We start from the raw sequence: 13,972 nt of genomic DNA, 5'->3' as shown, positions 1-13,972 counted from the left end.
TTTTCCTCGTTGAATAAGCGGGGCTATCAACTCTTTCGTGGTGAAATCTTCGCCACGAAACCCAGCACCACAGCCGCTCCAGGGGCTGCGACGCAAACGTTCTCTTTGTCCTGAACTTACCACCGAAACAGACGCTAAACCATAAGGCAAAATTAACCATCACATTAGCTTATGACTAAAAATGGCCAGATCGCCGACAGCATAAAAAACCATTAAAACGCCACCACTTCAGAACAACAGACGCACATAAGCAGAGCTAAGCCGCATCAATCCATATTTAATGTGGAAAAAATGTCAAAAATGGCGTTATGAAAAAAATGTAATATTAAAAAAACTAATGCGAAAAAAGGCGTGGAATTAGATTATTTCAAATGAGAGAGCCATCCCGGCGCGCAGGCCGGGAGAGGAAAGTGTGACGGGTTTCAAACTCTTAAGATTGTCCTTTCGGACGCTAGCGTAGCCATTCAGGAAGATCGTTCAGCCCCATCGCCTGACGGATGAGCTGTGGTTTTACGCCCGGGAGGGTATCGGCCAGTTTCAGACCAATATCACGCAGTAATTTCTTCGCCGGATTCTCACCGGCAAACAGTTCACGGAACCCCTGCATTCCAGCCAGCATCAGCGCCGCACTGTGCTTACGGCTACGCTCATAACGGCGCAGATAGAGGTACTGACCGATGTCTTTTCCCTGGCGTTGCAGGCGCTTAAGTTCATCAATCAACTCCGCTGCATCCATAAAACCGAGGTTCACGCCCTGTCCTGCCAGCGGATGGATGGTATGCGCCGCATCACCCACCAGGGCCATACGATGGGCGGCAAACTGACGGGCATAGCGTCCAGTCAGCGGAAACGTCTGGCGTTCACTTTCAAGCTGGCATAATCCCAGACGATTATCGAAAGCGATATTCAGAGCCTGATTGAAATCATCTGCACTTGCCTGCTGCATACGTTCAGCGTCCTGCGGCGAGAGAGACCAGACAATAGAGCATAAATGTGGATCGCTCAGCGGCAGGAACGCCAAGATACCTTCGCCATGAAACGCCTGACGCGCAACCGCGCCATGGGCTTCTTGCGTGCGGATCGTTGCCACCAGCGCATGATGACGGTAATCCCAGAACGTCAGCGGAATATCCGCTTTGTTGCGCAGCCACGAGTTTGCACCGTCTGCGCCAATCACCAGACGAGCGGTCAGCATGGAGCCATCTTTCAGCGTCAGGAACGCCTCGTTTTCTCCCCAGGCCACCTGCTGTAACTCAGCCGGTGCCATCAGCGAGATATCCGCTGAACGCTGCGCTTTTTGCCACAGTGCGTAGTGAATCACCGAGTTTTCGACGATATGCCCCAAATGGCTGTAACCCATACTCTGGTCATCAAATTCAATGCGTCCAAAGCTGTCTTTATCCCAGACTTCCATGCCGTGGTAACAGCAAGCGCGACGGGCAACAATATCCGACCATACGCCAAGGCGTGTCAGCAGTTTTTCACTGGCCGCGTTAATTGCCGACACGCGAAGCTGAGGGGGTGCATCCGCCGCCAAAGGCTGCGGAACATGTTGTTCTAACACAGCAACGCGTAATCCGCTGCCCTGCAGGCCGCAGGCAACCGCCAGTCCCACCATGCCGCCACCAACAATTGCTACATCAACACTTTGCACTGTTTATACCTCGAAACCTGTAATCCGTAAGCCTGATAAACGCAGCGCTATCAGGCATTTTTGCGGGGACCCTTGCCGGATGGCGGCTTTGCCTTATCCAACCTACAGGTCATATTTATCGCGCAACCCAACCGAGGGTCCGCTCCGCCAACGCATCGCGCGCGGGTGTGAATAATTCCATCGCCATCAGTCCGGCATTACGCCCAACGACCAACGGAGCCCAGCGATTGGCAAACAGATACACCAGACTGTTGGTGACACCAATCGTCACCTCGCGATCGCTCTGACGACGTTGTTGATAACGCGACAGCACCGCATAATCGCCCACATCTTCTGCGTCATCCTGAGCCTGAGTCAACGTTTCGGCAAGACTCATGGCATCACGAAGCCCAAGGTTAAAACCTTGTCCGGCAATAGGATGCAGCGTCTGCGCCGCATTACCCACCAGCACCGTACGATGGGTAATCGCTTTAAGCGCGGTTGTTAAAGACAGCGGGTAAGCGCTGCGTTTGCCCGCTTGTGTAATGCGTCCCAGTCGCCAGCCAAATGCGCGTTGCAGTTCGCAGCAAAACTGTTCATCTGACCAGGACATGATCTCTTCACGCTTCTCCAGCGGATGACACCACACCAGCGAACATCGCCCCTCCGCCATTGGCAACATGGCCAGCGGACCATGCGGCGTGAAACGCTCATAGGCACGCCCCTCGTGAGGAACGGAAGTCGTGACGTTAGCAATGACGGCCAGTTGTTCATACGGCTGTTGCTGCCAGTCAACCCCACAGGCTGTCGCCAACGCAGAGCGCGTACCGTCGGCGGCCACCAGCAGATGCCCCGTAATCGTTTCGCCGTTTTCCAGTGTAACATCAACACGATCTTGCGAGCGCGACACGCTGGCGACACGAGCGGGACAGTGCAATGTGACACCCGGCGCTTTACGCAGCAGCGCAAACAGACGTAGCCCCACATCGTGCAGTTCTACCACCTGACCGAGCGCTGAAATAGAGTATTCCTGCGCATCCAGCGTTACGAATCCGGCATGCCCACGGTCACTGACGTGTACCGTTTTAATTGCCGTTGCGCAATCGGCAATCGCCTGCCACACGCCAATTCGCGCCAGCTGTTGGCAGGTTCCTGCCGCCAGCGCAATTGCCCGGGCGTCAAATCCCGGGTGGCGATCGGTTTCAGGTTCGCTCGCTTCTATCAGATGAACAGGCAGCGTCCCATGGCTTAGGGCTGAAATGGCCAACGCCAGCGTCGCGCCGACCATGCCACCACCGACGATAATCACACTCATTGCAGTCGCGCCGCAGCCATCAGGGCTTCGATGTCATCCGCCTTCTTAACCACTCCAGCGGTCAGATTTTCATTACCGTCTTCGGTAATAAGGATGTCATCTTCAATACGAATACCGATACCGCGGTAAGCAGGGGGGACATCGGCATCCGGAGCGATATACAACCCAGGCTCAACCGTGAGCACCATTCCCGGCTCCAGCATACGCGAACGATCCTGACCATAAACACCGACATCATGGACATCCAGGCCCAGCCAGTGGCTAAGACCATGCATAAAGAAAGGTCGGTGCGCATTCTCGGCAATAAGCTGATCGACATCACCATGCAAAATGCCCAGTTTTACCAGGCCGGTAATCATGATGCGCACCACTTCGCCAGTCACCTCCTGAATGGAAGTCCCCGGACGATACAGACGCAGGCTGGTTTCTAACGACTCCAGCACGATGTCGTAGACCTCACGCTGGGCAGGTGTAAATTTACCGTTAACCGGGAAGGTGCGCGTGATATCGCCTGCGTAGCCTTTGTATTCGCATCCGGCGTCAATCAGCACCAGGTCGCCATCACGCATTTCACTTTCGTTTTCGGTGTAATGCAGGATACAGCCGTTTACACCGCTGCCAACGATGGTGTTATAGGATGGGTAACGCGCACCATGACGGGTGAATTCGTGATGAATTTCCCCTTCCAACTGGTACTCAAACATCCCCGGACGGCATTTTTCCATCGCCCGGGTATGTGCCAGTGCGGTAATTTCCCCAGCCCGACGCATAACAGCAATCTCTTCTGGCGATTTAAACAGACGCATCTCATGCACCATTGGACGCCAGTCGATAATTGCTGCAGGCGCGGTCAGATTCTGCCGGGAACCTTTACGCAGCTTATCCAGCGCCGTACTGACAATCTCGTCTGCCCACGTATACTCACCCTGTGCGTGATACACCGCGTCAAGACCATTCAGCAGCAGGTGCAATTGTTGGTTGATTTCACTGAAGGCTAGCGCCCGGTCAACGCCCAGTTTTTCCGGTGCGGCATCCTGCCCCAGACGACGGCCAAACCAGATCTCTGCAGTCAGGTCGCGAACCCGATTGAACAAAACGCTATGATTGTGTGTGTCATCACTTTTAATCAGCACCAGCACAGCTTCTGGTTCGTTAAAACCGGTGAAGTACAAGAAATCGCTGCTCTGGCGGTACGGATATTCACTGTCCGCGCTGCGTGTCGCTTCCGGTGCAGCGAAAATTAGCGCGGCGCTGCCGGGCTGCATTTGCGCCAACAAAGCCTGGCGGCGGCGTAAGTATTCTTGCTGAGTCATGACACTCTCCCTGGCGTTGTTGTTCTTAGTGCAGAGTCGGTTTACGGACTTCCGGTGCGGTCGGTTGCTGACGCGTGAATGTGTCATGGCACAGCAATGCGGCAACACGCACGTATTCGATGATCTCTTCGAGCGACATTTCCAGCTCTTCCTGATCTTCGTCTTCGTCATAGCCCAACTGGGCGATATTACGCAGATCATCGATGGCTTCGCCGGTTTCACCTGTCACTTTGTCGAGCTTGGGCTGTGTAACCCCGAGGCCCAGCAAAAAGTGGTTTACCCAGCCAGCCAACGCATCGGCGCGATCGAACACGCTAACATCATCGCCTTCAGGCAGATAAAGCTGAAAAAGGAAGCCATCATCTTCCAGTGCATCGCTGGTGGCAGAGTGCATTTTCAGCAGAGCCTGAGCCAGCTCGTGACCGAAAGCCAGGCCTTCGTTCGTCAGGTCGTGCAACAGCGGCTGCCATGAGCTGTCGTTGTTGCCACCGCAAATCATCCCGCTGATCAAACCGTGCATTTCGGCGGGGGTCAATCCGGCCCCTTGTTGGTTCAAAAACTGGCTAACTTCGTTGTAACCAGGCATTTCGTTCTGTATAGACATAAGCATTCGTCATCAAAGGGAGGATATTCATGATATGCTACCACTTTGGACCCTGGTGGACCAGAAAAGGGCTTGTATCTTGATACCAGGGTAGCTATAGTGTCGCCCCTTCGCGGACCCACGGTCTGGAGACGAAGGCAGCGCAGTCAATCAGCAGGAAGGTGGCATGTCTGCACAACCCGTCGATATCCAAATATTTGGCCGTTCACTGCGAGTGAATTGCCCGCCTGAACAAAGGGATGCGTTGAATCAGGCTGCGGACGATCTGAATCAGCGATTGCAAGATCTGAAAGTTCGCACTAGAGTCACAAATACTGAGCAGCTGGTTTTCATCGCCGCGTTGAATATCAGCTATGAATTAACTCAGGAAAAAGCGAAGACGCGTGATTACGCGGCGAGCATGGAACAACGTATTCGGATGCTACAACAGACCATCGAACAAGCGTTGCTTGATCAGGGTCGCATAACCGAAAAAACGGGCCAAAACTTTGAATAACACTTTTCGGTTTACTGTGGTAGAGTGACCGTGAAGACAAAATTTCTCTGAGATGTTTGCAAGCGGGCCAGTCCCCTGAGCCGATATTTCATACCACAAGAATGTGGCGCTCCACGGTTGGTGAGCATGCTCGGCTCGTCCGAGAAGCCTTAAAACTGTGACGACGCATTCACCTTGAACCAAGGGTTCAAGGGTTACAGCCTGCGGCGGCATCTCGGAGATTCCCTTCTACCTGGCAACAGCCATGACACTACTTTCTGAACTTCCTGTATCCCGACAAGAAATACGTCAACTCATTCGGCAACGCCGCCGTGCATTAACGCCTGATCAACAAAGACATTTCGGCCAGCAAGCCGCGACCAGAATGCTGAGTTTTCCCCCAGTGGTACTCGCTCATACCGTGGCGGTGTTTCTTTCTTTTGATGGCGAACTCGATACCCAACCGTTAATCGAACAGCTCTGGCGAGCTGGCAAGCGCGTCTATCTCCCGGTTCTTCATCCCTTCAGCCCCGGTAACTTATTGTTCCTGCACTATCATCCTCAGAGCGGGCTGGTCACTAATCGCTTAAAAATCCAGGAACCACGACTTGATGTACGCGACGTATTGCCGCTGGCAAAACTGGATGTGCTGATTACGCCGTTAGTAGCATTTGATGAGGAGGGGCAAAGACTGGGCATGGGCGGCGGTTTTTATGACCGCACGTTACAGAACTGGCAGCAGCATCAGATCCAGCCAGTAGGTTATGCACATGATTGCCAGTTAGTCGAAAAACTGCCTGTCGAAGAGTGGGATATTCCCCTGCCTGCGGTGGTGACGCCGTCAAAAGTGTGGGAATGGTAACCGTTTTTTGCCAATTGACAGCGTCGCTTTTTTGACCTAAATTCCTCGGTGAAGGGTGAGGGAGGCGAACCTCCCTCCTGCGTACTCGCTGTTAATATGCTGGGCAAGCGATGATTAACAGGATCAGCAGCATGATGACGGCTCTCATCATCGTCCCTTTCCTTTTCATAGCCCCTGCTTTGGTAGGGGCTTTCCCGTTTTCAGCACTCTGCTGAGCCCCTATCGTAAATTCCTTTTATTGCTGTACAACATGCAACGCTGCCTTTAGTTGCCAATTGCGGCAAGGCTCGAAAACAGAATGTAGGCGTTACAGGAGGAGAGGTTGAGGCAGGGAAAGCAGAGGAAAGATGGGCAGGTCAACCGCCTGCCCATCCAGAGGAAATTAGTACAGCAGACGGGCGCGAATGGTTCCCGGCAGGGCTTTCATCGCCAGCAGCGCTTTCTCCGCCACATCTTCATCCGCTTCAATATCAATAACCACATAACCAACCTGGGCGGAAGTCTGCAGATACTGCGCGGCAATGTTGACGCCCTGCTCGGCAAAAATCTGGTTCAGCGCGGTCAGTACGCCTGGACGGTTTTCGTGAATGTGCATCAGACGACGACCGCCGTGCAGCGGTAGCGACACTTCCGGGAAGTTCACGGCAGACAGCGTAGAGCCATTGTCGGAATACTTCGTCAGTTTACCCGCCACTTCCAGGCCGATGTTTTCCTGCGCTTCCAGCGTGGAACCACCGATATGCGGCGTCAGGATCACGTTATCAAAATCACACAGCGGCGAGGTGAACGGATCGCTGTTAGATGCAGGCTCTGTTGGGAAGACGTCGATTGCCGCTCCCGCCAGATGTTTCGTTGCCAGCGCATCACACAGCGCAGGGATATCGACAACCGTACCGCGTGCGGCGTTGATCAGCAGTGCGCCTGGTTTCATCAGCGCAATCTCATGCGCGCCCATCAGATTTTTGGTGGAGGCGTTTTCCGGCACGTGGAGGCTGACCACATCGCTCATATTGAGCAGGTCGGAAAGATGCTGCACCTGAGTGGCGTTACCCAGCGGAAGTTTATTTTCAATATCATAGAAGTAGACGTGCATCCCCAGCGATTCCGCCAGAATGCCCAACTGAGTACCAATGTGGCCGTAGCCGATAATCCCCAGTTTTTTGCCACGCGCTTCAAAAGAGCCGGTAGCCAGTTTATTCCACACGCCGCGGTGCGCTTTGGCGTTCGCTTCCGGCACGCCACGTAGCAGTAGCAGGAGTTCGCCAATCACCAGTTCGGCAACGGAACGCGTGTTAGAGAATGGCGCGTTAAACACGGGGATCCCGCGTTTTGCCGCCGCGCTCAGATCAACCTGATTGGTGCCAATGCAGAAGCAGCCAATCGCGACCAGTTTCTCTGCGGCGTCAATCACATCTTCAGTCAGATGGGTTCGGGATCGCAGGCCAATGAAGTGGGCATCACGGATGGACTCTTTCAGCTGTTCAGTGTCCAGAGCGCCTTTATGAAACTCGATGTTGGTATAACCTGCTGCACGAAGGCTTTCGAGTGCTTTTTGGTGCACACCTTCAACCAGCAGAAATTTAATCTTATCTTTCTCCAGTGATACCTTTGCCATTTCCCGACCCTGTCTTTTTTTGTTCAAACTGATGTGTTGTGTGTGGGATTTTCATCCTCCTCTTCAACATATCAAAAAATAATATTGCGGCAATATGAACGTTTGCGTCGTCATGCTGAGGAAATGTCATTCAGCGGGAATTGTCAGAGGAAAATACTGGCGATAACTTTTTCTTTGGAGGGATCGGCAGGACAATATTATAAACGTGACACAAGTCACCAAATTTGCCCTGCCAAAATTTTTTTAACGGGAGAAGGCTCTCCCGTCAGATCATTTTACGATAGTTTTCACGCCGTCCGGTGTGCCAATCAGCGCCACATCCGCACCACGGTTGGCGAACAGACCTACGGTTACTACGCCCGGAATCGCATTGATGGCGTTTTCCATGGCCACGGCGTCAAGGATCTCCAGGCCGTGCACATCAAGGATCACGTTACCATTGTCAGTGACGACACCCTGACGATATTCAGGACGACCGCCCAACTTCACCAGTTGACGCGCGACTGCGCTACGCGCCATTGGGATCACTTCCACCGGCAGCGGGAAGTTGCCAAGAATATCGACTTCTTTGGACGCGTCCGCGATGCAGATAAATTTCTTCGCCACGGAAGCAATGATTTTTTCACGAGTCAGCGCTGCGCCGCCGCCTTTGATCATCTGCATATGTCCGTTGATTTCATCCGCGCCATCAACGTATACGCCAAGGCTGTCCACTTCGTTAAGATCGAATACGTGGATACCGAGGCTTTTCAGTTTTTCAGTCGATGCGTCCGAACTGGACACTGCGCCTTCAATCTGGCCTTTCATTGTGCCCAGCGCATCAATAAAGTGTGCGGCTGTTGAACCGGTACCTACGCCCACAATGGTGCCGGGCTGTACATACTGAAGTGCCGCCCATCCTACTGCTTTTTTCAGTTCATCCTGCGTCATGATCGTTTCGCCTGTGGTGTGAATATGGTGGGAAAATTCACGCGCATTATAGAACATTGTGCAGAAAAATGTTCCCACACCCGCAAGCCGGCGGCGGATTTCGTCTTTACCCAACCTAAAATTGTGTCATAGTGCAGAACAAACAAAAATTTCAGGAGTGCGTCAGAGCAATGAAACGTCCGGACTACAGAACACTACAAGCACTGGATGCGGTTATTCGTGAACGAGGATTTGAGCGCGCAGCGCAAAAGCTGTGCATCACGCAATCCGCGGTTTCACAACGCATAAAACAGCTTGAGAATATGTTCGGACAACCGTTGCTGGTACGTACCGTTCCCCCGCGCCCTACCGAACAAGGGCAAAAGCTTCTGGCCCTGTTGCGCCAGGTTGAACTGCTGGAAGATGAGTGGCTGGGTGATGAACAAACCGGATCCACGCCGCTGCTGCTCTCTCTGGCAGTGAACGCCGACAGCCTGGCAACCTGGTTGCTTCCGGCACTGGCGCCGGTACTGGCCAATTCACCGATTCGTCTGAACCTGCAGGTTGAAGATGAAACCCGGACCCAGGAACGTCTGCGCCGTGGTGAAGTCGTGGGGGCGGTGAGTATCCAGCATCAGGCGCTGCCAAGCTGCCTGGTGGATAAACTTGGCGCGCTGGACTACCTGTTTGTCGGCTCAAAGCCTTTTGCTGAACGCTACTTCCCTAATGGTGTTACCCGCTCCGCCCTGCTGAAAGCACCAGCGGTGGCTTTTGACCACCTCGACGATATGCACCAGGCCTTCCTGCAGCAGAACTTCGATTTGCCTCCGGGCAGCGTGCCATGCCACATCGTTAACTCATCCGAAGCCTTCGTTCAGCTGGCGCGTCAGGGCACGACCTGTTGTATGATCCCTCACCTGCAAATTGAAAAAGAGCTGGAAAGTGGTGAGCTTATCGACTTAACGCCGGGACTGTTCCAGCGCCGTATGCTCTACTGGCATCGCTTTGCACCGGAAAGCCGCATGATGCGCAACGTCACCGACGCTCTGCTGGCTTACGGTCACAATGTACTGCGCCAGGATTAAACTGTTTATAGCCTCTGAGTGCCGGATGGCGGCGTAACGCCTTATCCGGCCTACCTCCTGTTACCGCTTTTTCATGTTATTCATGCCACGTCTTTGAAAGACATCACAAAATCAAACACACCATGCGGCAAAAAACGACGCCCTGTTGGCTATTTTTTGCTGGCGACAAGCTGACTGAAAAAGCTCACCGTATTCGTAAAGATTCAACTTATTGCGTAATACGGAGCAAAAAATGGCAAACGTACAGGAGTGGCAAACACTCGCTAATAAAGAACTCAGTCGCCGGGAAAAAACCGTCGAATCTCTCGAAAGGCAGACGGCGGAAGGGATTGCCATCAAGCCGCTGTATACCGAGGCTGATCTCGATAATCTGGAAGTGATCGGTACTCTCCCCGGCCTGCCGCCGTATGTGCGCGGTCCGCGTGCCACCATGTATACCGCGCAGCCGTGGACCATTCGCCAGTATGCAGGTTTCTCAACCGCTAAAGAATCGAATGCGTTTTATCGCCGCAACCTCGCTGCCGGACAAAAAGGGCTCTCCGTCGCTTTTGATCTTGCCACCCACCGTGGCTATGACTCTGATAACCCTCGCGTGGCGGGTGACGTCGGCAAAGCGGGCGTGGCTATCGATACCGTCGAAGATATGAAGATACTCTTCGACCAGATCCCGCTGGATAAAATGTCCGTCTCAATGACCATGAATGGTGCAGTCCTGCCCGTGTTGGCGTTTTATATTGTGGCGGCAGAAGAGCAAGGCGTGACGCCGGAACAACTCACCGGTACGATTCAGAACGACATACTGAAAGAATATCTGTGTCGTAACACCTACATTTACCCGCCGAAACCCTCAATGCGCATTATCGCCGACATCATCGCCTGGTGTTCTGGCAACATGCCACGCTTTAATACCATCAGCATCAGCGGCTACCACATGGGCGAAGCCGGCGCGAACTGCGTGCAACAGGTGGCATTTACGCTGGCTGACGGTATTGAGTACATTAAAGCTGCACTCTCTGCTGGATTGAAAATTGATGACTTTGCCCCGCGCCTGTCATTCTTCTTCGGTATCGGCATGGATCTGTTCATGAATGTCGCCATGTTGCGCGCAGCTCGTTATTTGTGGAGTGAAGCGGTCAGTCGTTTTGGTGCCACCAACCCGAAATCCTTAGCCCTGCGAACCCACTGTCAGACATCCGGCTGGAGCCTGACCGAGCAGGACCCCTACAACAACGTCATTCGCACCACCATCGAAGCACTCGGCGCCACACTCGGCGGTACGCAGTCTTTGCATACCAACGCCTTTGATGAAGCGCTCGGTCTGCCCACAGATTTCTCCGCGCGTATTGCACGCAATACGCAGATCATCATTCAGGAAGAATCAGAGATCTGTCGCACCGTCGATCCGCTGGCCGGATCGTATTACGTCGAGTCACTCACTGATCACATCGTTAAGCAGGCGCGCACGATAATCAAACAGATCGATGAAGTCGGAGGCATGGCGAAAGCGATCGAAGCCGGGTTGCCGAAACGGATGATCGAAGAAGCCTCGGCACGTGAGCAATCGCTGATCGACCAGGGCAAGCGCGTCATCGTTGGCGTGAACAAGTACAAGCTGGATAAAGAAGACGAGACATCGGTACTGGAGATCGACAACGTGAAGGTGCGCAACGAGCAGATTGCTTCGTTGCAGCATATCCGCGCAACGCGTGACAATGATGCCGTCAAAACTGCGCTGTCAACGCTGACCCACGCCGCACAGCACAATGAAAACCTGTTGGCCGCTGCGATTAACGCCGCCCGTGTTCGCGCCACGCTGGGTGAAATTTCCGACGCGCTGGAGGTTGCCTTTGACCGCTATCTGGTTCCCAGCCAGTGCGTTACCGGCGTGATTGCGCAAAGCTACCATCAGTCCGATAAATCAGCTGACGAATTTGACGCCATTGTTGCGCAAACCGCGCGATTCCTGGATGAGCATGGCCGTCGTCCCCGTATTCTGATCGCCAAGATGGGTCAGGATGGTCACGATCGCGGCGCAAAAGTGATCGCCAGCGCCTACTCCGACCTCGGATTCGATGTTGATCTCAGTCCGATGTTCTCCACACCGGAAGAGATTGCCCGCCTGGCAGTAGAAAACGATGTGCACGTGATTGGCGCATCATCACTGGCGGCAGGTCATAAAACGCTCATCCCGGAACTGGTAACCGCGCTCAAAAACTGGGGGCGCGAAGATATTTGCGTGGTCGCGGGAGGGGTTATCCCGCCTCAGGATTACGCCTTCCTGCATGAACGTGGCGTCGCTGCCATTTATGGCCCAGGTACGCCGATGCTCGATAGCGTCCGCGATGTGTTAACCCGCATTAGCCAACATCATGATTAACGCCGCCACGCTTGAGGATACCGTCCGGCGCCTGCGCCTGGGTGAGCGCGCCACGCTCGCGCAGGCGATGACGCTGGTCGAAAGTAGCCACCCGCGCCATCAGTCCCTGAGTACGCAATTACTGGACGCCATTATGCCGTTCACCGGTCATGCCCTGCGTCTGGGTATTACCGGTACGCCGGGCGCGGGCAAAAGTACCTTTCTGGAAGCATTCGGTATGCTGTTGATCCGCAGGGGATTGAGGGTGGCAGTTATTGCAGTCGATCCCAGTAGCCCGGTTAGCGGCGGCAGTATTCTTGGCGATAAAACCAGGATGACCGAGCTGGCACGCGCAGAATCCGCGTTTATTCGCCCGGTGCCTTCAGGCGGGCATTTAGGCGGCGCCAGCCAGCGTGCGCGCGAGTTAATGCTGCTGTGCGAAGCCGCGGGCTTTGACGTGGTGATTGTGGAAACCGTCGGCGTCGGGCAGTCCGAAACCGAAGTGGCCCGGATGGTAGATTGCTTTATCTCATTGCAGATAGCCGGTGGCGGTGACGATTTACAGGGCATCAAGAAAGGGATAATGGAGATGGCTGACCTGATCGTAATCAACAAAGATGACGGTGATAACCGCAGCAGCGTTGCCATTACCCGCCACATGTATCAATCCGCCCTACACATTCTGCGCCGCAAGTATGACGAGTGGCAGCCACAGGTTCTGACCTGTAGTGCGCTCGAAAAGCGTGGCATCGAGGAAATCTGGCAGACGATAACCGACTTCAAAGCGCGTCTTACCACCAGCGGTCGGCTGGAAAAAGTGCGTCAACAACAGGCAGTTGAGTGGATACAGAAACAAGCTGAAGAAGAAGCGCTGCATCTGCTGTTTGCCTGTGCGGATTTCGACCGCTATTTCCAGCAAACGCTACAGTCCGTGAAAAACAATGATCTTTCGCCGCGCACCGGGCTGCGGCACATCAGCGAATTTATCCAGCATCATTACTTTAAATAAAGAGAACATTATGTCTTATCAATACGTCAACGTTGTCATCATTCAGAAAGTCGCGGTCATTGAATTCAACTATGCCCGCAAACTCAATGCCCTGAGTAAAGTATTTATCGACGATCTGATACAGGCGCTGAGCGATCTCAATCGTCCGGAAATTCGCTGCATTATTCTGCGCGCACCAGGCGGGGCAAAAGTGTTCTCTGCCGGGCATGACATTCATGAACTCCCAACCGGACGTCGCGATCCCCTCTCCTATGACGATCCGCTGCGTCAGATAACCCGCATGATCCAAAAATATCCGAAACCCGTGATCTCCATGGTTGAAGGCAGCGTCTGGGGTGGTGCATTTGAGATGATCATGAGTTCCGATCTGATTATCTCCGCTGAAACGTCCACCTTTTCGATGACGCCAGTCAACCTTGGTGTGCCCTATAACCTGGTGGGCATCCACAACCTGACCCGTGATGCAGGCTTTCACATCGTGAAAGAGCTGATTTTTACCGCCTCGCCCATTACAGCACAACGCGCCATGGCCGTCGGGATCCTTAACCATGTCGTCCCTGTCGACGAACTGGAAGATTTCACCTTGCAAATGGCGCACCACATCTCAGAAAAAGCGCCGCTGGCGATCGCCGTTATCAAAGAAGAACTGCGCGTGCTGGGTGAAGCACACACCATGAATTCCGACGAATTCGAGCGTATCCAGGGTATGCGTCGTGCGGTGTACGACAGCGAGGACTATCAGGAAGGGATGAATGCGTTTATGGAAAAACGTAAACCGAATTTTGTCGGTCACTAA

The 13,972-nt window shown here is 53.6% G+C and carries 12 protein-coding genes and 1 other RNA gene; 7 read left to right on the top strand and 6 right to left on the bottom strand.

The genetic code is table 11. The features are described 5' to 3' along the window. Positions 1 to 451: 451 nt before the first annotated feature. The 4 genes from ubiI to ACLJXE_RS18545 all read right to left on the bottom strand — a co-directional run bounded on the left by ubiI (position 452) and on the right by ACLJXE_RS18545 (position 4,865). Positions 452 to 1,654: an FAD-dependent 2-octaprenylphenol hydroxylase gene (ubiI, locus tag ACLJXE_RS18560; protein WP_410751649.1), complete on the bottom strand. Its 1,203-nt coding sequence runs from the start codon at positions 1,652 to 1,654 to the stop codon at positions 452 to 454. 115 nt (positions 1,655 to 1,769) lie between these two features. Further along, entirely contained in the window at positions 1,770 to 2,948 is a 1,179-nt protein-coding gene (ubiH, locus tag ACLJXE_RS18555; protein WP_410751648.1) for a 2-octaprenyl-6-methoxyphenyl hydroxylase, read from the bottom strand. Beyond that, positions 2,945 to 4,261 carry a Xaa-Pro aminopeptidase gene (pepP, locus tag ACLJXE_RS18550; protein WP_410751647.1) on the bottom strand — a complete coding sequence of 439 codons (1,317 nt, stop codon included), beginning with the start codon at positions 4,259 to 4,261 and terminating at the stop codon, positions 2,945 to 2,947. Before pepP ends, ubiH begins: the two co-directional genes overlap by 4 nt. A gap of 25 nt (positions 4,262 to 4,286) precedes the next feature. Further along, positions 4,287 to 4,865, bottom strand: a complete 579-nt coding sequence (locus ACLJXE_RS18545) for a YecA family protein (protein ID WP_003026978.1) — start codon at positions 4,863 to 4,865, stop codon at positions 4,287 to 4,289. 166 nt (positions 4,866 to 5,031) lie between these two features. Between ACLJXE_RS18545 and zapA the strand changes: the two genes are divergently transcribed. From zapA to ACLJXE_RS18530, 3 genes are all read left to right on the top strand, one after another. Further along, entirely contained in the window at positions 5,032 to 5,361 is a 330-nt protein-coding gene (gene zapA / locus ACLJXE_RS18540; RefSeq protein ID WP_006686880.1) for a cell division protein ZapA, read from the top strand. A gap of 41 nt (positions 5,362 to 5,402) precedes the next feature. Next, a non-coding RNA gene (ssrS, locus tag ACLJXE_RS18535) (6S RNA) lies at positions 5,403 to 5,586 on the top strand. Between the two features lie 19 nt (positions 5,587 to 5,605). Next, positions 5,606 to 6,202 carry a 5-formyltetrahydrofolate cyclo-ligase gene (locus ACLJXE_RS18530; protein WP_410751646.1) on the top strand — a complete coding sequence of 199 codons (597 nt, stop codon included), beginning with the start codon at positions 5,606 to 5,608 and terminating at the stop codon, positions 6,200 to 6,202. A gap of 382 nt (positions 6,203 to 6,584) precedes the next feature. On the opposite strand, the gene serA is transcribed toward ACLJXE_RS18530, so the two are convergent. Together serA and rpiA are read right to left on the bottom strand one after the other, a co-directional pair. Beyond that, the gene (serA, locus tag ACLJXE_RS18525; RefSeq protein WP_043017518.1) at positions 6,585 to 7,817 is read right to left on the bottom strand and encodes a phosphoglycerate dehydrogenase; all 1,233 of its coding nucleotides are present in this window, start codon (positions 7,815 to 7,817) and stop codon (positions 6,585 to 6,587) included. A 270-nt stretch (positions 7,818 to 8,087) separates the two neighbouring features. Further along, a complete protein-coding gene (rpiA, locus tag ACLJXE_RS18520; protein ID WP_003026986.1) occupies positions 8,088 to 8,747 on the bottom strand; it encodes a ribose-5-phosphate isomerase RpiA in 660 nt (219 codons plus the stop codon). A gap of 170 nt (positions 8,748 to 8,917) precedes the next feature. Here rpiA and argP point away from each other — a divergent pair, with 170 nt between their 5' ends. The 4 genes from argP to scpB all read left to right on the top strand — a co-directional run bounded on the left by argP (position 8,918) and on the right by scpB (position 13,972). After that, positions 8,918 to 9,811: a DNA-binding transcriptional regulator ArgP gene (gene argP, locus ACLJXE_RS18515; RefSeq protein WP_003825477.1), complete on the top strand. Its 894-nt coding sequence runs from the start codon at positions 8,918 to 8,920 to the stop codon at positions 9,809 to 9,811. 232 nt (positions 9,812 to 10,043) lie between these two features. Then, positions 10,044 to 12,188, top strand: coding sequence for a methylmalonyl-CoA mutase (gene scpA, locus ACLJXE_RS18510; RefSeq protein ID WP_410751645.1), 2,145 nt, complete (start codon positions 10,044 to 10,046; stop codon positions 12,186 to 12,188). After that, on the top strand, positions 12,181 to 13,176 hold the full coding sequence (gene meaB, locus ACLJXE_RS18505; protein ID WP_410751644.1) for a methylmalonyl Co-A mutase-associated GTPase MeaB: 996 nt from the start codon (positions 12,181 to 12,183) through the stop codon (positions 13,174 to 13,176). Before scpA ends, meaB begins: the two co-directional genes overlap by 8 nt. A 10-nt stretch (positions 13,177 to 13,186) precedes the next feature. Next, on the top strand, positions 13,187 to 13,972 hold the full coding sequence (scpB, locus tag ACLJXE_RS18500; RefSeq protein ID WP_271454888.1) for a methylmalonyl-CoA decarboxylase: 786 nt from the start codon (positions 13,187 to 13,189) through the stop codon (positions 13,970 to 13,972).

Origin of the sequence: Citrobacter sp. U14242 (genome assembly GCF_046555775.1) — a bacterium.
Classification (GTDB): Bacteria; Pseudomonadota; Gammaproteobacteria; order Enterobacterales; family Enterobacteriaceae; genus Citrobacter.
This window is presented reverse-complemented; position numbering and strand designations above follow the sequence as displayed.